The 18,887-nt window shown below is 65.9% G+C and carries 14 protein-coding genes and 2 tRNA genes; 12 read left to right on the forward strand and 4 right to left on the reverse strand.

Annotation, left to right across the window (positions count from 1 at the left end; translation table 11 throughout):
- From JSV65_13045 to ispG, 5 genes are all read left to right on the forward strand, one after another.
- Positions 1–634 (forward strand): glycosyltransferase family 4 protein (locus JSV65_13045; protein ID UCH33489.1); only part of this gene is annotated, 634 nt, incomplete at its 5' end.
- A 201-nt stretch (positions 635–835) separates the two neighbouring features.
- Complete coding sequence (locus JSV65_13050; GenBank protein UCH33490.1) at positions 836–1,804, forward strand: phosphatidate cytidylyltransferase; 969 nt, start codon at positions 836–838, stop codon at positions 1,802–1,804.
- 138 nt (positions 1,805–1,942) lie between these two features.
- Positions 1,943–3,112, forward strand: coding sequence for a 1-deoxy-D-xylulose-5-phosphate reductoisomerase (locus JSV65_13055; protein ID UCH33491.1), 1,170 nt, complete (start codon positions 1,943–1,945; stop codon positions 3,110–3,112).
- Positions 3,113–3,338: 226 nt separating this feature from the next.
- Complete coding sequence (locus JSV65_13060; protein UCH33492.1) at positions 3,339–4,463, forward strand: site-2 protease family protein; 1,125 nt, start codon at positions 3,339–3,341, stop codon at positions 4,461–4,463.
- Between the two features lie 5 nt (positions 4,464–4,468).
- The gene (ispG, locus tag JSV65_13065; protein UCH33493.1) at positions 4,469–5,572 is read left to right on the forward strand and encodes a flavodoxin-dependent (E)-4-hydroxy-3-methylbut-2-enyl-diphosphate synthase; all 1,104 of its coding nucleotides are present in this window, start codon (positions 4,469–4,471) and stop codon (positions 5,570–5,572) included.
- A 25-nt stretch (positions 5,573–5,597) separates the two neighbouring features.
- On the opposite strand, the gene JSV65_13070 is transcribed toward ispG, so the two are convergent.
- On the reverse strand, positions 5,598–6,905 hold the full coding sequence (locus JSV65_13070) for a GntP family permease (protein ID UCH33494.1): 1,308 nt from the start codon (positions 6,903–6,905) through the stop codon (positions 5,598–5,600).
- A gap of 381 nt (positions 6,906–7,286) precedes the next feature.
- Between JSV65_13070 and JSV65_13075 the strand changes: the two genes are divergently transcribed.
- From JSV65_13075 to JSV65_13085, 3 genes are all read left to right on the forward strand, one after another.
- A tRNA-Ser gene (locus JSV65_13075) sits at positions 7,287–7,379 on the forward strand.
- Positions 7,380–8,031: 652 nt separating this feature from the next.
- Complete coding sequence (gene lexA, locus JSV65_13080; protein ID UCH33495.1) at positions 8,032–8,649, forward strand: transcriptional repressor LexA; 618 nt, start codon at positions 8,032–8,034, stop codon at positions 8,647–8,649.
- Between the two features lie 180 nt (positions 8,650–8,829).
- Positions 8,830–8,919, forward strand: a tRNA-Ser gene (locus tag JSV65_13085).
- 277 nt (positions 8,920–9,196) lie between these two features.
- Here JSV65_13085 and JSV65_13090 read toward each other — a convergent pair.
- Positions 9,197–10,390, reverse strand: coding sequence for a PD40 domain-containing protein (locus tag JSV65_13090; GenBank protein UCH33496.1), 1,194 nt, complete (start codon positions 10,388–10,390; stop codon positions 9,197–9,199).
- A gap of 183 nt (positions 10,391–10,573) precedes the next feature.
- Here JSV65_13090 and ggt point away from each other — a divergent pair, with 183 nt between their 5' ends.
- The 4 genes from ggt (at position 10,574) to JSV65_13110 (ending at position 15,919) form a co-directional block, all read left to right on the forward strand.
- On the forward strand, positions 10,574–12,295 hold the full coding sequence (ggt, locus tag JSV65_13095) for a gamma-glutamyltransferase (protein UCH33497.1): 1,722 nt from the start codon (positions 10,574–10,576) through the stop codon (positions 12,293–12,295).
- 36 nt (positions 12,296–12,331) lie between these two features.
- The gene (gene glpK / locus JSV65_13100) at positions 12,332–13,861 is read left to right on the forward strand and encodes a glycerol kinase GlpK (protein ID UCH33498.1); all 1,530 of its coding nucleotides are present in this window, start codon (positions 12,332–12,334) and stop codon (positions 13,859–13,861) included.
- Between the two features lie 257 nt (positions 13,862–14,118).
- Positions 14,119–14,316 (forward strand): cold-shock protein, encoded by a 198-nt coding sequence (locus JSV65_13105; protein UCH33499.1) that lies wholly within the window; start codon positions 14,119–14,121, stop codon positions 14,314–14,316.
- A 184-nt stretch (positions 14,317–14,500) separates the two neighbouring features.
- A complete protein-coding gene (locus tag JSV65_13110; GenBank protein ID UCH33500.1) occupies positions 14,501–15,919 on the forward strand; it encodes an FAD-dependent oxidoreductase in 1,419 nt (472 codons plus the stop codon).
- Between the two features lie 60 nt (positions 15,920–15,979).
- Here the strand turns inward: JSV65_13110 and JSV65_13115 are convergent, their stop codons facing one another.
- Together JSV65_13115 and JSV65_13120 are read right to left on the reverse strand one after the other, a co-directional pair.
- On the reverse strand, positions 15,980–17,005 hold the full coding sequence (locus tag JSV65_13115) for a Gfo/Idh/MocA family oxidoreductase (protein UCH33501.1): 1,026 nt from the start codon (positions 17,003–17,005) through the stop codon (positions 15,980–15,982).
- Between the two features lie 106 nt (positions 17,006–17,111).
- On the reverse strand, positions 17,112–18,791 hold the full coding sequence (locus JSV65_13120; protein ID UCH33502.1) for a carbon starvation protein A: 1,680 nt from the start codon (positions 18,789–18,791) through the stop codon (positions 17,112–17,114).
- Positions 18,792–18,887 lie beyond the last annotated feature (96 nt).

The raw sequence follows: 18,887 nt of genomic DNA on the forward strand, positions 1-18,887 counted from the left end.
CGACCGGGAGAACATCACGGTCACGCGCGAGGGCGTGGACGAACGTTTTCTTGCCCCGGGCCCCACCGACCCGCCGCCGGGCTGGCCAGACAGCTATGTGCTCTACGTCGGCAGCCTCGCTCCCCGCAAGAACCTCGCCTCGTTGCTCGAGGCTTACGCGGGGGCGCGGGCACAGGGCGTCCAGGAGCCGCTCGTGCTGGCCGGCGCCGGGGCGCCCGACTACGTGGCTGCGCTGCGCAGCGAGGCTGTGGCGTTGGGCATTATCGAGGATGTGATCTTCTCCGGCTACCTTGCGGACGATCTTCTTCCCGCTGCGTACGCGAACGCGCGCGCTTTCGTTTACCTCTCGCTGGACGAGGGCTTCGGGCTGCCGATTCTCGAAGCGATGGCGTGCGGTACTCCGGTGATTGCCTCGGCTTCATCATGCTTCCCGGAAATAGTCGGCGATGCCGGCGTGCTCGTCGAGCCGCGCGACGTTCAGGCGCAAGCGCGCGCGCTGGTCGAATTGCTGACCGATGAGAGCAAGCGACAGGAGCTGGCGGCGAAATCGCGCGAGCGCGCTCGCCAGTTCTCGTGGCGCGACGCGGCAGCACAGACGCTCGACGTGTACCTCAGGGCCAGCGGCGAGAGGTAGCCGTTCAGACCGGGACGCGCTTTCGGCGCGATGAACGACCGCGCGGTGCTGGCTACTGACCCCGCCCAACTCACAGGCCCGGAACGCTTCGGACACGCGGCGATTCTTGCCTGCCGCCGCGAGCGCTGGTATAATATCGGGCAGATCTCACCCGCTGGCGGCGAGGCAACGCCTCGTCCGTGCGCCTGGATCGAATCATCCATGTTCCGTCAACGCGCCCTTACCGCAGCCATAGGGCTGCCTCTGCTTTATGGCCTTCTGTTGCTCGACGGCTTCGAGTGGGCCTTCGGCCTGCCACTACTCGCGGTCGCCGTAGCGGTGTCTGTGTTCGGCGCGGATGAGTTCCGGCGCATGCTGCGCAATCGCGGTCTGCATCCGCCCGACGACATGGGCAAGATGATGGGCGCGCTGCCGCCTCTCTTCCTGTACTTCTATCACTACGACTACAATGACACGGTGCTGCTCATCCTCACGTTGATCATCGTAGTCGATGTGCTCATGCTCGCCCTCGCCCTCATCAGCGATATCAGCCGCCGCATGTCCGCGCGCTCCAAGCAAACAGCCCGGCAGCAACCCGCGCAGCAAGATCGCAGGGGCCCAAAGGAACAAGGACCACCACCGCCAGGCGGGACCCTCGGAGCCTTGCGTGACTTCTGCGCTATCGCGCTCGGGTCGCTGTACGTCGGCGGCCTGATGTCATATCTGTTGTTCCTCCGTCGCGTGGATGACGCCATCGCGCCGCCGTGGGCAGTCTGGCCGGTCGCCCTGCTCATTGCCGCCGTGTGGCTCGCCGATACCGCAGCGTTCGCCGCCGGCAAGCTTCTCGACGGCCCGAAGCTGTGGCCGCGGGTCAGCCCTGGCAAGACCATCGCGGGCACGATCGGCGGCATCGCCGCGTGCGCCGTCGTTTTCCTTGGTGCCGCCGCTGCCGGCGTTTTCGGCGGTCAGTTCTCGATCGGTCTCGGCCGGGCTGTGTGCCTGGGCGGGCTGATAGGCGCCGCCGGCCTGGGCGGCGACCTCGCCGAGTCCGCCATCAAGCGGTGGGCTGGGGTCAAGGATTCCGGCACCATCGTGCCCGGCCACGGCGGAGTCCTCGACCGGTTCGACAGCCTGCTGTGGGCCGCACCCGTGTTCTTCTACGTCCTCGCAGCGCTTCGTGGAGCACTGTAGCCGCGATTATCCAAGATGAGGTCGAAGTCGCCGCATGCTGCGCGGCCGCTCTCATGAACAGCCGTGCGCAGTCGGCCCCGCGCCACGAGAAGCCAGAGGAGCGGACCGGTTGCGCATATGGATGATGCAAGCCAGGCAATGACCGCCACCGCAATCTCGATTCTTGGTTCGACCGGCTCGATCGGGCGGCAGACACTGGAGGTCGTCGCGGCGTCTTCCGACCGCTTCCGCGTCGTCGCACTGGCAGCCGCGCGTAATGTGGAGGCACTGGCGGAACAAGCGCGCCGGTTCAAACCCGCTCTCGCGGCGGTGCTTGACGAGTCGCGCGCCGAGGAACTGGCTGACCGGCTGCACGGCACCGGCGTCCGCGTTGCGGCAGGCGAAGAGGGCCTGCGTGAGGTAGCGACGCTCCCTGATGCCGCTGTGGTCGTCGGCGCCGTTTCGGGCATCGCCGGCCTCGGCCCGGTGCTGGCGGCGATTGACGCGGGGAAACGTCTCGCCCTCGCCAATAAGGAACCCCTCGTCGCCGCCGGCAGCATCGTCATGTCACAGGTGCGGCGCTCCGGCGCCGAGATCATCCCGGTTGACAGCGAGCACAGCGCGCTCTTTCAGTGCCTGCTGGGCCACCGTCGCGAAGACATCAGGCGGCTCTTTCTCACTGCCTCCGGCGGCGCGCTCCGCGACCTGTCGCTGCAGGAACTCGAGGCCGTGACGCCCGGGCAAGCCCTGGCCCACCCGACGTGGCAGATGGGTCCTAAAGTGACGGTGGATTCCGCGACCCTGATGAACAAGGGGCTTGAGGTCATTGAGGCCCATTGGCTGTTCGAGGTCGCGGTGGAGCGCATCGAGGTCGTGCTGCATCACCAGAGCATCATCCACTCGCTCGTCGAGTTCGCGGACGGCGACACTCTCGCCCAACTCAGCCGGCCCGATATGCGCCTGCCGATTCAGTACGCGCTCGGCTACCCGGAGCGCGTTCCCGCACGGTGGGGCGCGTTGGAGATCGCCGAACTCGACGGCCTGACTTTCGGCCGAGTGGACATGGAACGCTATCCGTGCCTGCGGCTCGCCTATGAGGCCGCGCGACGCGGCGGCACGGCCCCTGCTGCCATGAACGCCGCCGACGAGGTAGCGGTCGAAGCGTTCCTCGCGGGGAGGATCGGCTACCTCGACATCGCACGGTTGATCGAACGGGTCCTTGATCGCCATGCGCCCGGGCCGGCTGATGTCCTGCAACAGGTCGTCGCAGCCGACAGTGAGGCGCGGAAGCTGGCCCAGGCCATTCGCGACGAGTTGGCGAGCCGCTGACCATGCGAGTGGCGCGTGCGCCCAAATGACGTGCTCGGGCACACAAAGGCGCCGGTTAATGGTATAGTCATATGTGTGACCCCCCGGGGTGGGGTGCGCTGTGCGCGGCGCCGGACTGCGTCGCCCGGCAGCGTGTGATGAGTCATCCAGGCCAGGGGCGCACTGATTTTGCGTGCCTCCATGTGACCCCTGGGGGCGAGACGAACACATGATGTTTTCCGGTCCTATGTCGATCGTACTCACCGTCGCTCTCTTTGCCCTTATCATCGTGTTTCACGAGTTCGGGCACTTCGTCGCGGCGAAGCTCGCCCGCATCCCGGTGTACGAGTTCGCTCTCGGCTGGGGGCGGCCGGTCCTGCTTTCATTCAAGTGGCGCGGGACACAGTACTCCTTGCGGCCCATTCCCGTCGGCGGCTACGTCCGCATCGCGGGCATGGAACCCGAGGAGGATGTCCCCGACGGGTTCGACAAGAAGCCCGTGTTCTCGCGGCTGGCGGTTATCGCCTCCGGATCGGGCATGAATTTCGTCCTCGCCATTATCCTGTTCTGGGTCATGGGAGTCGTCTTCGGTACGGTCGTCGGGCATACGACCGAGATCCGCCGCGTCATGCCTGGCACCCCAGCGGCCGCCATTGGGCTTCAGCCCCGCGACGTGCTGATTCACGCCGAGCCGGTCGCCCTTGTCGAGAAGATGCCGGAGGTCATGCCGGTTGCGACGCCGCCGAAGAAGATGAAGCTCGATGATCTGCGCGAGGTCATCAGCGAGCGCCCCGACATGCCCATCAGGCTCGTCACGCAGCGCGGCGACACGTACCTCGCATACCGCATCGTACCGCGTCCCGAGGAGGAAGAGGGCCTCGAAGAGCTGCCCAACGGCAAGACCCGCATCGTGACCCGCACGGTCGGACTGATTGGCGTCGTCTTCGTGCCGATCACGGAGCCGAAAGGCTTCATCGAATCGGTCGCCGACGGCTTCACCGAGGTGTATTTCACCACGAAGACGATGGTCATGGCTCTCGCGTGGATGATTATCGGCAAACTCCCGGCGGCTGTCGGAGGGCCCGTGCGCATCGCCGACATCATGGCGGACGCGCTCGCGGTGGGGTGGGGGCCGTTTCTGCTGTGGTCAGCGCTCATCAGCGTCAACATTGGAGTCATCAACCTGCTGCCGATACCCGCGCTCGACGGTGCCAGGATCGTCTTCATCCTCATCGGTGGCGTTCGGCGGCGGCCTATTGACAAGCGCAAGGAAGCGATCGTGCATTTCGTCGGCTTCGCGCTGCTCCTGCTCTTTCTGGCCTTGGTGACCTTCAAAGACGTCATCGTCCTCATCGAGAAGCGGTTCGGGTGACGGCAATGCGTTCGGCGCGCCGGGTAGAGGTGGGCAGCGTTCCTATGGGCGGCGGCGCCCCCGTGTCGCTCCAGTCCATGACGAAGACCGACACCCGCGACGTCGAAGCGACGCTGGCGCAGATCCGCGAACTGGAGCAGGCGGGCTGCGACCTCGTGCGCGTAGCCATACCGGACGAGGAAGCCGCGCGCGCCTTCGCACGCATCAGGCACGGGACGCAAGTCCCGCTCATCGCCGACATCCACTTCGACCACCGCCTGGCGCTCATCGCCCTCGAAAGCGGAGTGGACAAGCTGCGGCTGAACCCCGGCAATATCCGCAAGCCGGAGCAGGTCCGCGCCGTCGTTCGGGTCGCGCACGAGCGGCGCGTCCCGATCCGCGTCGGCGCCAATCTCGGCTCGCTGCCGCCTGACGTGCGCGCCAAGCACCGGAACGCGCTCCACGAACCACAGGGAGCTGCGCAGGCGCTGTTCGAAGCCGCGATGCAGCACGTACGCATCCTCGAGGATCTGGGCTTCGGCCACATTGTCCTCTCGCTGAAAGCGTTCGACGTGCCGACTGCCATCGGGGCCTACCGTCTGGCAGCGCGGGAAACAGATTACCCGCTCCACCTCGGCGTCACCGAAGCGGGGCCGCCCCCGGCAGGCACGGTGCGCTCGGCGGTGGGCATTGGCGCGCTGCTCGCTGAGGGAATCGGGGACACGATTCGCGTTTCACTGTCGGCGCCTCCGTTGGAGGAGGTCCGAGTCGGCCGCGAGATTCTGCGCGTGCTGGCGCTGCGGCCGGGCGGCGTGACGATTGTGAGCTGTCCGACATGCTCGCGCTGTGGCATGGATGTACAGGCGGCCGCGCATGAAGTGGAGCGGAGTCTGCGCTCCCTGGACGACCGTCTGCGCCGAGAAGCCCGAGAGCTGCGCGTGGCGGTCATGGGATGCGCCGTCAATGGCCCCGGCGAAGCGCGCGATGCCGATGTGGGGATTGCCGCGGATTCCCGCGGGGCCGTGCTGTTCAGCCGCGGTGAAGTCGTCGGCCGTCTTGATCCGGATCAGGCCGTGGCCACGCTCGTCGCGGAGGCTGAGCGTCTAGCTGGCGAACCCGTCCAGCCCTGACCCGCACGCTCCACGGCTCGCCCTCCTACAGAGCGAGGGCGACCAGAAGCGCGACCCCCAGCGCGGCGAGCGGCACCAGCACCGTCACCACGAAGATCTCCTTGTACGCATCCCGGTGTGTCATGCCCATGACGGCGAGCGTCGTGATGACGGCGCCGGAGTGTGGCAGCGAGTCGAGGCCGCCCGAGGCGATGGATGAGATTCGATGGAGCAGTGCCGGATCGACTCCGAGCCGTACGTAATCCGGTCCGAGCGTCTCCATGAAGATCCGCAGGCCCCCTGAAGCCGAGCCGACGAGCCCTGCGATGACGTTGACCGAGAACGCGGCGGAAACGAGCGGAGGAAGCTTAACCCCCATCACGAAATCGCCGAACATAGTGAACGCAGGCACTGCGGCGACTACCGCTCCGAACCCGATCACCGCGCTGGTATTGATGAGCGGCACGGCGGAATTCGCCGCCCCCTGGGCGAGCGTCGCGTTGGGCGCTTTGAGGCGGCGCCAGAATACCACTACCCCGACGACGCAACCCGCCGCAAGGCCGACGTTCACCCATGCCAGCGGCGGCTTGAGGGGCAGCAGCGAGGCGGTCACGATAATGCCGACAACCACCGCGAGCGGCACGAGTGACACGAGCCAATGCGGCATGTCCCGCGGATCCAGGTCGAGGCTGGCGACCTCGTCAGCCGGTCCCGGAACGAAGCCGTCCCCCGTCCGCGCGGCCTTGCGCCCTTGCCACCTGAGGTACGAGTATCCCAGAAAGAACATGACGATTGCCGCCACAATGCCGACTGCGGGAGCAGCGGTAGCGGGGGTTCCGAGGGCTTGCGATGGGATGATGTTCTGGATCGCGGGAGTTCCCGGCAGAGCCGTCATGGTAAACGTACCCGCGCCCAAGGCGAAGGCCCCCGCGAGCAGACGCTTGGGAAGGTTCGCGTGCTTGATCAATGCCAGCCCGAGCGGATACACCGTGAACACGAGGATGAAGACGTTCACCCCACCGTAGCTCAGGATGGCGCACGCGAGAACGCTGATAAGGAGCGCGTTGCCTGCCCCGAGCTTGCGCGACAGCACGTACGCCACTGACGTCGCCGCGCCGCTGTCGCCCATGATCTTACCGAAGATCGCTCCAAACAGGAACAGCAGGAAGAACGCTTGCACGAAGCCGGCCAGGCCCTGCGCGTACGAACCCATGAGCGCGTCGTCAAGCGACAGGCCGTTGGCCAGCGCTACCACGGCCGCACACGCCACGGAGATGATGAGAATGCTCACGCCGCGTAGAGCAAGGTAGATGAGAATCGCCAGAGCCGCTAGCACACCTATCATGCCGAGCATCGCCGCCTCCTTGTCGGATTCGGATAGCCTGGATTGGGGGTGGACACGAAACGCGGTCCGCGGGGACACGAACCCCCAGAAAACGCCACGCACCGTCGCGGGTGTCGGTTCGGCCGCCTCGTGGGCGCGCACCTGCGATGCCAATCGAGGATTGGTGAAGCTTCGCCGTTTCCATGCGATGCCCTGCCGCCTGCCCGACTTTGATTTCGTCAACATGCCGAGAGCAGCGCCCCGCGGGCAGGTCGCCGCGTTGACAGCATCACGTGTGCCCGGATATACTGATTGACAGGGTCCTGGTGGTGCTAGCGATACCCCGAACCGGGAAATCGTGCTCAACGACCTCATCCCACGGGAGTCTCGCGTGCCCCTCACAGCTTCACAGGAGAGGTGGCCGAGTGGACGAAGGCGCTCGACTCGAAATCGAGTATCCCGCTAACCCCGGGATCGTGGGTTCGAATCCCACCCTCTCCGCCAAGGAAGACCATCCGCGAATGCCGCAGGGCCCGTCGCCGAGCGCCTGAACCCCCACGAGCAATCTGTCCGAGCCGCTGCCGCTGCGAGTGGTTTCCGATGCGTGATCCGCCCCGCGCGCGCTGGGACAGGTCGTACGTATCCCATTTATGCCGCAGTTTGTGCAATCCACGACACAGTGTGAACTGCAGCGCACACATCCTGGATTGACTCGGCGTATCCAGTGCGGTAACGTTGGCGGTGGACAAGATACTGGAGGGCCTCCTCTGGACATCACTGTAGGCCACTCGCACGAATCGCAGCACTGAGTTAGCTCCCCAAAGCCGAGCGGAGTGACGCACCGCTCGGTGTCAGCACCCTCCACTGCGGCGCCCGGCCCGCGCACCGGGCGCCGCCCTCTTTTCGGTCTCCAAGGCACCCATCCCGGCAGCGGTCGTCTTGCGCCATGCCGGACGGCCCAACGCGCCGACGCAGTAGTCACACCCGCAGCATGTCGCCCCCGCATGCCTCACCGCACGAGCCCCGTGTCCGAGCCAAGCGAAACAGGGGTTTGCGGAATCATCTGTTTGTGGTATAATGCACGGCGACTCGGATGCGGCTGGCCTCTCGCTGGAGGTTTCTGTGGCCGTTTGCGGCCACAGCAGAGGAGGGAGCGATGGAGAAGCTGACAGAACGCCAGAAAGGCATACTGCGCGCGATCCACGAGATATACCAGGAAACCGGGGCCCCGCCGACGGTACGCGAGCTGGGCCAACGCGTCGGCCTCAGCTCGAGCTGCACCGTCCAGCGGCACCTGGACGCCCTGGAGCGGAAAGGCTACATCCGCCGCAACCGCACCAAGGCGCGATCCGCCGAGATCATCCGCAGCCCGGATCCTACGATGCTCCGGCGACCCAGCGTCAACGTCCCGCTCGTGGGCCAGGTGGCAGCCGGCCGGCCCATCCTCGCGGAGGAGAATATCGAGGAGGTCTATGCCTTCCCGGCTGACCTGGTCAGCGGGCAGGATACGTTCATGCTTCGCGTCAAAGGCGACAGCATGAAGGAGGACGGGCTATTCGACGGCGACCTGGCGGTCGTGGAGAAGCAGTCATCGGCGGACAACGGCGATGTCGTGGTTGCTCTGCTCGACGACGAGGCGACCGTCAAGCGGTTCTATCGGGAAAATGGACGCATCCGCCTGCAGCCCTCCAACTCGACGATGGAGCCGCTTTTCGTCGAACCCGACCGCGTCGCCGTCATCGGCAAGGTGATCCTCGGCCTGCGCCGGTTCTGAGCCCGCTCAGGTCTGGGGTCCAGGCTGGCGATGTGTCGCCGCACCGGGATGCTGGGGCAGGTTCTGGATCGCCCACGCCGAAGACATCTGTGTTGAGGCGAACTAAATGGGGGAGGACCGCGCCGCATTCCGTCTCTTCCGTCCTCTATCAATTGGCTTCTCTGATCCGCCATCCCGTCCGGAGGGGTGTCCGAGTGGTTGAAGGAGGCGGTCTTGAAAACCGCTGACCGAGCAATCGGTCCGGGGGTTCGAATCCCTCCCCCTCCGCCATCCTGACATGAATGTGTCGGAATGGCGGCAATGTCGGAGGCTCTGGCCTGGCCGAGTTCCGTCTTTGGCCGCGGCAGGCGCTGAGTGACTTGGCCGCGATCGCGGGGAATGCGTTTCCCGCGGCCCTTGTTGCGCTCGGACTCTCCTTGCCCTTGGCGGCGCGGCTCGACGAAGTCTACGGCGAGACCGTTTCCGAACCGCTGGAGCTCATATCGTGAGCCCTGTTAGGAACGCGGCGCCGACACCGTGACATCGAAATGACTCGGTGGCTGACGTGTCACTCCGGCCGCGGGACGCGCGCGACGCGCCGGGCATCGCCGCTGTCAGGCTGGAACGCCCAGGTCTCCCACGCCCGAGGCGTGAGCACGGTGATCGCGATCGCGCTGCCGGTCGGGTACCACGCCGGCATGCCCAGAATCCGACCCTCCGGGAGCTTGCCGTACAGCGGCACTTCCTGAGGCGCAGTCCCCTCCGCAATCGCTGCCTCGACATCCGCGGCGTAGAAATGACCGTTCATCATGTAAGCGAGCCGCTTGCCGTCGGGCGAGAACGCCGGGGCAGTGTATTCGAACGCCTTGGCGAATTCGAGCGGCATATGGTGGACGGTCTTACGAACTGCACCGTCCGGGCTCACGAGGATCACGTTCAACCCGACCGCCGCGTCCACGGGCCGCGAGTGCCCAGGCACTTCGCGTACAGCGCGCTGCATTTCCAGGACCGCGATCCAGCGGCCTGTGGAATCCCAGGCGGGCGCCATGAGCAATGAGTACTTGGCATCGTCCTCGACGTCGCGCATTATGGTCTTGGCCTCGCCGCCAGCAACAGGAACCACGACCAGAGCGTGCACTTCGCGCGACTGCTCGTCCTTCTGCCAGCCGGCGAGGGCAAGCTGCTTGCCGTCCGGACTCCATGCGCCCCCTTGGAATGAGAGCACTCCGAGACCAATCGGGCTCACGGATGCATTCCCCACAGCCACGACCGACGCGCGATAGCCCTGGTACGTGCCTGCCACGCCGGGGAAGGTCACATCCCCTGACATGGCGGCGAGGATGCGCGAGCCGTCGGGCGACCAGCTGGACAACCAGGCGACGTCAGACTCAAACTCCACTCGTCGGACATCGCCGTTCCCCCGGGCATCGGCGAGCCACAGCTCTTTCCCCTGTTGTCCATCCTGCTCCGAGCTGCGGAGGAAGGCAATGACCTCTCCGTTCGGCGACCACAATGGCGCTCGGCCGTCCGCCACGCGCACCGGCTCGCTTTCCTCTTCGCCCAACCGCGCCACGTAAACGGCATCATCGTAGATGTATCGCAACTGACCGAGCGTCCCATCGAGTTCCTCAACCTCGGCGCTGCGGCTCGTGGCGAACGCGATGCGACTGCCGTCCGGCGACCACGACGGCGTGTCCCAGGCGCAGCCGGCGTGGTGCGCGGCCGCCGCGAGCAAGAGCATAGTCCCAAACACATACGGCATGCGACAACATCGAATCATAAGCCTCACGCTGCTCCTTTCACTGAAGGGCCCTTGATTCGGCGACCGCGCGCCCTGTCCCTCTCGGAATGCCCGGTGCTTCCGGTCAACTCCGCGCAGGAAGCGCAAGGGAATGCCGGCCACGGCGTGAAAATAGCTGTCGGGGGGCGCGGGGAGGTGGGAGCGATGTTCCAAGCGATGAGAACCGCCGCAATGATCTGTGCAGTCGCGATCGGAGGAAGCGTGATGACGACGCAAGGGTACGGCTATGACCGGCCGGCAGGCAGCGTGCACGGCAGCCGGTCGCCGGTGGTGGCGCTCAACGGCATTGTCGCCACAAGCCAGCCATTGGCGGCACAGGTCGGGCTGGACATCCTGAAGGCCGGTGGCAACGCAATTGATGCCGCCGTCGCCGTTGACGCGACGCTGGGCGTCGTGGAGCCATCCAACTGCGGCATCGGCGGCGATCTGTTCGCAATCATTTGGGACGCAAAGACACAGAAGCTCTACGGGCTGAATGCCTCTGGTCGGTCGCCCTACGCGATGAACGCCGATGTGCTCAAGGAGCGCGGCCTGGATGCCATCCCCGCGCATGGGGCGCTCGGCTGGTCGGTGCCCGGATGCGTGGACGGGTGGGATCAACTGCTTAGACGCTTCGGCACGAAGAGCCTGGGCGAGCTACTCGCGCCGGCGATCCGTTACGCCGAGGCAGGATTCCCCGTCAGCGAGATCATCTCCGGCGACTGGGTGGAGGACGAGGCGATGATCCGCGAGCGGGCGAGCATGGCTGCGACATATCTGGTGGACGGACATGCGCCGCGAATGGGGGAGGTGTTCAGCAATCCGGCGCTTGCCGCGACCTATCGGTTGCTCGCCGACGGCGGCCGCGACGCGTTCTATCGCGGCGAGATCGCGCGGCGCATCGTCGCATACTCCGAGAAGATGGGCGGGCTCTTCACCATGCGCGATTTCGAGGATCACGCCTCGACGTGGGTTGACCCGGCAAGCACGACGTATCGCGGGTACACCGTCTGGGAGATCCCGCCAAACGGCCAGGGGATTGCGGTGCTGGAAATGCTCAATATCCTCGAGGGCTTTGACGTCGCGTCTCTGGGGCACAACTCCGCGGAGTACCTGCACTTGCTCATCGAGGCGAAGAAACTGGCGTTTGCGGACCGGGCGCGATACTACGCCGATCCCGAGATGGCGGAGGTCCCGATCGCCCAGCTCGTCGGCAAGGAATATGGCGAGCGGCAAAGAGCGCGCATTGATCCGAATCGCGCCGCGCTCGTCGTGCCGCCGGGGGACCCGTATGTCGTGGCTTCGGGGGACACCGTGTACCTGACGGTGGTGGACAAGGATCGCAACTGCGTGTCCCTGATCCAGAGCATCTTCTGGGGCTGGGGCTCGGCGGAGGTGCCGGACAACATGGGCTTCGCGCTCCAGAATCGCGGCATGTCCTTCTCCATGGATCCCGAGCACCCGAATTTCGTGCAGCCGCATAAGCGGCCGTTCCACACCATCATCCCCGCCTTCGTGACCAAGGACGGCAAACCGTTCTTCTCCTTCGGCGTCATGGGCGGCGATATGCAGCCGCAGGGGCACATGCAGGTCTTGTGCAACCTCATAGACCACGGCATGAACGTACAGGAGGCGGGCGACGCCGCGCGCTTTCGCCATTCGGGTTCGGCACAGCCCACCGGAGGCGACATGACCACGGGTGGCCAGGTCACCGTCGAATCCGGAGTGCCGGCCGCGGTGTGCGAGGCGCTGAAGGAAAAGGGGCACAACGTCAGTGTCAAAGCGGGCGGCTACGGGGGCTATCAGGGGATACTGGTTGATCCCGAGACGGGCGTATTGCACGGCGCCACCGAGGCGCGCAAGGACGGCTGCGCCGTCGGGTACTGATGAGGACGTTTTGACGCCCCTGACGCGGCATTGCGTATGGGCCTAATCCTCGCCATTGACCAGGGCACCACAGGGACGACCGCCGTCGTCGTGGGCGATGACGGCGCGGTGCGCGGCACCGGTTACGCGCCCGTGGTGCTGAGCTATCCTCGCCCAGGCTGGGTCGAGCAAGACGCGGAGGCGATATGGGATTCCGTCGCGGCCCCGGTGCAGAGCGCGCTCGACGGCGCCCGCGCGAAAGGCCCCGACCTCGCCGGCGTTGGAATCACAAACCAGCGCGAGACAGTCGTCCTTTGGGAGCGCGCAACCGGTCGCCCGGTCCTTCCCGCCATCGTGTGGCAGTGCCGCCGCACGACGGATATCTGCCGGCGTCTTCGGGCCGAAGGCCATGAGCCGCGCATCGCAGAGAAGACCGGCCTCGTTCTCGACCCATACTTCAGCGCCACGAAAATCCAGTGGGCGCTGGAGGCGCACCCGGAACTGCGGGCTCGATCTGCACGCGGAGAGATCCGCGCGGGCACGGTTGACTCGTGGCTGATCTGGAAGCTCTCCGGCGGATCGGCACACGTGACCGACGCGAGCAATGCCTCGCGCACGATGCTCCTCGACATCGGCAAGGCTGAGTGGGACGATCAACTTCTCGCGACGTTCGGCGTGCCGCACGAGATATTGCCCCAGGTCGTCGCGTCGAGCGGCGTCATTGCCGAGACGGCAGACACGGATGTGCTGCCGGCCGGCATTCCCATCGCCGGTATCGCGGGCGACCAGCAGGCGGCGCTGTTCGGCCAGGGGTGCTTCAGTCGTGGACTGGCCAAGAACACCTATGGTACGGGCTGCTTCCTGCTCTTGAACGCCGGCCAGTCGCGGCCACCCGGTGTGCCCGGGATCCTGACCACGATTGCGTGGCTCGTGCGCGACCAGCCGACCTATGCCTACGAAGGCAGCGTGTTCATCGCGGGGGCGCTGCTCCAGTGGCTGCGCGACGAGATGGGCATCATCTCCGACGCGGCGGAGAGCGATGCGCTGGCTCGTTCGGTTCCCGACACGGCCGGTACGTATATCGTCCCGGCGTTCGTCGGCCTGGGCGCGCCCTATTGGGAGCCGGCGGCGCGCGGCACCATAGTGGGCCTCACGCGAGGTACCTCGCGCGCGCACATCGCCCGCGCCGCGCTGGAGGCGATAGCTTACGAGGTGCGTGACCTCGTCGAAGCCATGACTGCCGCCCCGGAGATGCGCCTCGCCGAGCTACGCGCGGACGGCGGGGCGGCGGCAAACGACTTCCTGCTGCAATTCCAAGCCGATATCACGGATGTGCCCGTACAACGTGCGGCAACACTTGAGGCGACATCGCTCGGCGCAGCCTATCTGGCGGGCCTGGGCGTCGGTGTGTGGCAGTCGCTTGAGGCGCTGAGCGGCCTGTCGCGGCCAGCGCGCCGGTTCGAGCCGGCGATGGATGCGGCGCAGCGCGGAGGGCTGGTGGCCGGGTGGCGGCGCGCGGTGCGCACGGCGCTGGCATGGGCGCAAGCGGAGCCGGCCCGGGGGGAAGCGATGTCCTCACCGCCTTGATTCGACGCTCGTCCGCCAGGCTTCGGGGAGGAAGCGCTCGAAGCCTGCTCGCGGAGCCCTGGCAGCATAGTCGAAACGCGCCCAGCCGGCCGCCCAAGCAAGCGCCTGGGGTATTTACAAACGAGCGGAAATTTGCTATAGTTCGCGCCGGTGGCAAGCAAGCCGCCAGGCAGAAGGCAGTTGAATGCAGGCGCAGTTGGTCAGCCCCGCTGGCCTCCGGCTTGTGGTTCACGCCCTCGGAAAGGAGGCCAGTAGACATGGCCACGGGTAAGGTCAAGTGGTTCAATGATGCCAAGGGCTTTGGCTTCATTGAGACCGCGGACGGCGACGTGTTCGTCCACCACAGCGTGATCGAATCCGACGGCTTCCGCTCTCTTCAGGAGGGCCAGGAGGTAGAGGTCGAGATCGGTCAAGGCCCCAAGGGACTCAAGGCCCTGAAAGTGCGTCCGCTCTAATCCTCGACTAGGCAAGCTGTGGGACCAGGCCCCGGAGAGCAAGCGTACTCCGGGGCCTACTTGTTTCCAGGGCGCGCCGACCCAGGGCGCGCCGCGGATTCTCCGGTCCGGTGCGGAGCGACGCGATGGGCGAAAGCCGCACGTCCAGCCCGGCGATATGGTCGGGTCAGAGAAAGGAGCCGCTATGAAGACCGTTTTCGAGTCCGCTCGTGAGACTCCCGTGCGCCACGAGTCGCAGGCCCTCGTCGCAGGAGGCGGTCTCACGGGTGTCTGTGCGGCAATCGCCGCGGCTCGCGCCGGGGCGCGCACTTTGCTGGTGGAACACAGCCATATGCTCGGCGGCGTCGCGACGGCGGGCCTCATGGCCTCCTTCAACAATCGTTTCATCGCCGCCGATGGAACGCAGGTCGTGTGCGGGATCCCGGGCGAGATCGTTGACCGGTTGGTCGAGCTGCGCGGCGCGCGTCCCGATTGGCGTCGTCCCGATCTGCCCCATCTCCCGTTCGACCCTGAGCTGCTTCAGGTCGTACTCATCAGGCTGCTGCGCGATGCCAGCGTGCACGTCCTGCTCGGCACGACTGTCGCCGCCGCTCGCGACGAGAACGGCGTCGTCGCTGTCATACTGGAAGGCAAGGCGGGGCGGGAAGCGGCCCTGGCGGACGTTGTCGTGGACGCCACCGGCGAGGCCGTGATTGCGGCGCACCTCGGCGCGGACTGCGGGGAAACGCCTCCGGCGAGCGCCAGTCTTGAGTTTCGGATGGCGGGCGTTGATCTGCCTGCCTTCTTCGAGCACTTCCGCCAGCATCCCGAGGACTTCGCCGAGGACTACGACCTCGCCACGGAGTTCGAGGAGTTCGCGCGCAACTGGTCGGAGTTGGGGGTCTTCCACCTGCCCCACGGCGGCGGCGTCCGCATGCGTCCCATCCAGGACGCTATTGCTCGCCGCGAATACTGGAAGGAGCGCGGGCTGGCACACGGACTGGACGCATTCGGGTTTTACGCCACCGCGGACACGGATACTGTTATCGTCAACAGCAACTTCTACACTCTCGACAGCCTGGATCCGAGCGACCTGTCGAACGCGATCCAAGACGCGCGCGAGCGCTGCATTGAGACTGCGGACCTGTTGAAGCGCGTGATGCCGGGGTTCGAGCAGGCCTATGTGGTTGCCACCGCGCCCGAGCTGGGGGTACGTATCAGCCGCCGTATCCGGGGCCGCGCGACTCTGACACGCGAGCAACTGCAAAGGGGCGACACGTTCGAAGATGTGGTCGCTGTGCAGCCCCGGCTGCACAGCATCGCACACGGCGAGCGCCGCGTGGACGGCACCTCCGAGCTGCCTTACGGCATCATGCTGCCGCGCGACGTGGCGAGAATCCTGGTTGCAAGCGGGAAGACGGTGTCCACAGAGCCGCGGGGGGTGGTGCGGGCAATGGTCAGTTGCATGGCTCTCGGGCAAGCGGCGGGCGCCGCGGCGGCGCTGGCCGGTGCGGCCGGTGCTTCGCCGTCAAACGTGCCTATCCGGCGCATTCAGCAAGAGCTTCTCGACCAGGGCGCGTATCTGGGGCCCGAGGATCGCCTGGCGGAGTTGGGCTTGAAGTAGCCGCGGACCGGTTCGCATAACTGCGTGCCGAGGGGCGCCGGCTGCGAACAGGCTCCTGAATCACAGATAGTCCGCGACGCGCTTGACCTGCCGATCCCGGCTTGCGTCAATGGCGGCGAATAGCATCGCCGCGCTCCTAATGTTGTCGCGCAGCGACGTCTCGGGCTCCGGCCCGCCATCCAGCCAATCGAGGAAGTCGCGGATGATCGTATGGTGGCCCGACGGGTCGGCGGGAACCGACGGCACCTCCTCGACCTGTTCTCCGTCGCGAATAACGCGCACCACGCTGTCGGCATCCAGTACGACCGCACCGTTCTCGCATTCCGCGCGGTAGTACTCCTGGTGCCACGAGTTACTGACGCCTGCCTCTGAGCAGTTACCCTCATAGCATGCCCTGGCGCCATTGCTCATGTCCATGACGTAGAGCCCGGTCGAATTGCCCTTGAAGCTGCTCCACTCCGGGTTCCAGCCGATGCCGGCGATTGTCTCGCAGTCGGCGCCGCTCAGGTTGCGCATCATGTCGAGGTGGTGCACGCCGCCCTCGACGAGCAGCGCGTCGGCTATCTCGTGTCGGAAAGCCGCGCCCCAGGAGCCGTACTCCCGGTAGTCGGCGGCGAAGCGCGCCATGAGGTAGTTGAGCCGGCCCAGGCCGCGGTCGCGCAGTGCATGGCGAAAAGTGAGCATGCGCTGTGTGAACCGGTAGTTCTGCGTCACCGCCATCTTCAGGCCGCTCTCCGCGACGGCCTGGTATATCTCGCGCGTTACCTCGAGCGTGTCTGAGATCGGCTTCTCCGACAGAATGTGGATGCCGTGCTCGACTGCCAGCATCACCGCGTCGCGGTGCACCGCCGGGGGTATGACGACGGCGCAGAAATCGGCATCCACCCGGCCGAATGCATGCCGCATGTCCGTGAATCGCTGATCGGCCGCGAGGCCAAGCGCGTCACCCGACTCGCGCAGCGCCCGTTCGTTGATATCCACCAACGCCGCGACTTCCACGCGGTCCTCGAGGAACGGTTGAATGAAGTTGTTGATCCACGAGCGGGCGAAGCCGCCCGCACCCACCATCAGCAATCGCCTTTTCATCCCGGGTTCTCTCCTCTACTCACTGCGGGCTTGCGCGGGAGTGCGGCGCACGCGATGGTCGCCTGATGTCCCGGAGGAAGTATCGCACGCCGATGGCGGACTGGGCTCAGGCCACCGCGCCTTCCGCTGCCGACACCCGCAGCCTGCGGTACGCGCCTGCGGCTTCGAAGATCACCACGCCGGCGAGAACGAGCAGGACGACGCACGCGATTGCGAGGGTCCACTGTACTCCGCTCGGGCCGAAGAAGAACCCATAGGCCTGATACGCAAGCGCCGAGACCGTAATGCAAGTCATAACCATCGCCGGCACGAGCGTGTAGCCCGCAGGCTTGCGAATCCCTACGAGGTACGCCGAAATCACGAGCAGCGCGAGCGCCGCGATGAGCTGGTTCGCCGCGCCGAAGACTGGCCAGATCACCTGCCACTTGTTGCTGTAGCCCAGCCAAAGGGCCGGCCCCACCGTGACCAGAGTCGCACCGACGCGGCCGCCCACCTGTGGCACGTACTCGCCGATGGATTCTCTAATGATGAAGCGCGCGAGCCGCGTCGCCGTGTCGAGTGTAGTCAGGATGAACGTCTTGAGCATAATCATGCCGAACAACGTCGCCGCCGTCGCGGTAATGATGGGCAGGGACGCCACCAACGTGCCGTAGCCCTGTCCGAAGGCCACCATCCAGCCCTTGTCGCGCACGACGTCCTGCAGCACCGGCTGTCCCGGCAGCGCCGTTCCCTGCCACGCGAGACCTGCGCTGACGGATATGAGCGCCACGATGGCAAGCACCCCTTCGACGATCATCGCCCCATAGCCGATGCGTTTGCCATCGCGCTCGCGGTTGAGCTGTTTCGACGTCGTGCCGCCGGCGACGAGCGAATGAAAACCGGAGATCGCGCCGCAGGCGACGATGACGAAGAGCATCGGGAACAGCGCGTCGCCTCCGGCGCTGAACTGAGTGTAAGCCGGAGCGCTGATTGTGCGTCCGCCCACCATGATGCCGCCGATGCCGAGCGCGAGGCCAATGTAGAGCTTGTAGACGCAGATGTAGTCGCGCGGCTGAAGCAGAAGCCACACCGGGAGCACGGAAGCGAGCGCGCCGTAGGCTATGAGAATGCCGAACCACACCATGAGCGCGGTTTGCTCCGACAGCGAGGCGGGCAGCGAGATCGGGTGGAGGTAGCCGATGTAGATGGCGATGAAGTTGGCGCCAACCGCGAACAGCGTCGCCACCGCCAGGTTGACGCCGAACCTGCGGCTGACCCACCCGAAGAGCATGGCGATGAATATCAGCGAGAAGCTCGGTATAACCATCTGCGGCGCGGCGATGAGAGTGCGTGCGCCCGAGATGCCGAACACGGCGATGATGAGCACCAGCGCGGCCCACAGGAAGGCGGAGAAGATGAGGCTGGCGCGAGTGCCCATCGTGCGCTCCGCGACCTCCGCAACCGACGCCCCGCGGTTGCGCACCGACATCATCAGGCTCAGGTAGTCGTGCACCGCGCCCATGAAAACACAGCCGACGACGATCCAACCGGCTACCGCCATCCAACCGAATTGCACCACCGCCAGCACGGGACCGATGATAGGCCCGGCACCCGCGATCGAGGCGAAGTGATGCCCGAATAGCATGGCCGGCCTGCATGGAACGAAATCAACGCCGTCATTGACGTCGTGCGCCGGTGTCGCCGTATCACTGGGTTCAACGATGCGCCGTTCTAGGAAGCTTCCGTAGAAGCGGTAGCCGAGGTACAGGAAGACAATGGACAGGCCACACAAAAGGGGCGCGCTCATGGCACTCTCCGGGTAAACGTGACGCGATAGGCCAAGGCCTGCGCCAGTTTAGCAAGCCGTCGCTCGATGGTCAAGCGCGGTGTGCACGGGGCGTGA

The sequence above is a fragment of the Armatimonadota bacterium genome (assembly GCA_020354555.1).
Lineage (GTDB): Bacteria > Armatimonadota > Hebobacteria.

What these genes read in the sequence shown, in the direction of transcription:
- JSV65_13050 (UCH33490.1), top strand. Translation starts at nt 836, where the DNA reads ATGTTCCGTCAACGCGCCCTTACCGCAGCCATAGGGCTGCCTCTGCTT.
- JSV65_13055 (UCH33491.1), top strand. Translation starts at nt 1,943, where the DNA reads ATGACCGCCACCGCAATCTCGATTCTTGGTTCGACCGGCTCGATCGGG.
- JSV65_13060 (UCH33492.1), top strand. Translation starts at nt 3,339, where the DNA reads ATGTCGATCGTACTCACCGTCGCTCTCTTTGCCCTTATCATCGTGTTT.
- ispG (UCH33493.1), top strand. Translation starts at nt 4,469, where the DNA reads ATGCGTTCGGCGCGCCGGGTAGAGGTGGGCAGCGTTCCTATGGGCGGC.
- JSV65_13070 (UCH33494.1), bottom strand. Translation starts at nt 6,905, where the DNA reads ATGCTCGGCATGATAGGTGTGCTAGCGGCTCTGGCGATTCTCATCTAC.
- lexA (UCH33495.1), top strand. Translation starts at nt 8,032, where the DNA reads ATGGAGAAGCTGACAGAACGCCAGAAAGGCATACTGCGCGCGATCCAC.
- JSV65_13090 (UCH33496.1), bottom strand. Translation starts at nt 10,390, where the DNA reads ATGCCGTATGTGTTTGGGACTATGCTCTTGCTCGCGGCGGCCGCGCAC.
- ggt (UCH33497.1), top strand. Translation starts at nt 10,574, where the DNA reads ATGTTCCAAGCGATGAGAACCGCCGCAATGATCTGTGCAGTCGCGATC.
- glpK (UCH33498.1), top strand. Translation starts at nt 12,332, where the DNA reads ATGGGCCTAATCCTCGCCATTGACCAGGGCACCACAGGGACGACCGCC.
- JSV65_13105 (UCH33499.1), top strand. Translation starts at nt 14,119, where the DNA reads ATGGCCACGGGTAAGGTCAAGTGGTTCAATGATGCCAAGGGCTTTGGC.
- JSV65_13110 (UCH33500.1), top strand. Translation starts at nt 14,501, where the DNA reads ATGAAGACCGTTTTCGAGTCCGCTCGTGAGACTCCCGTGCGCCACGAG.
- JSV65_13115 (UCH33501.1), bottom strand. Translation starts at nt 17,005, where the DNA reads ATGAAAAGGCGATTGCTGATGGTGGGTGCGGGCGGCTTCGCCCGCTCG.
- JSV65_13120 (UCH33502.1), bottom strand. Translation starts at nt 18,791, where the DNA reads ATGAGCGCGCCCCTTTTGTGTGGCCTGTCCATTGTCTTCCTGTACCTC.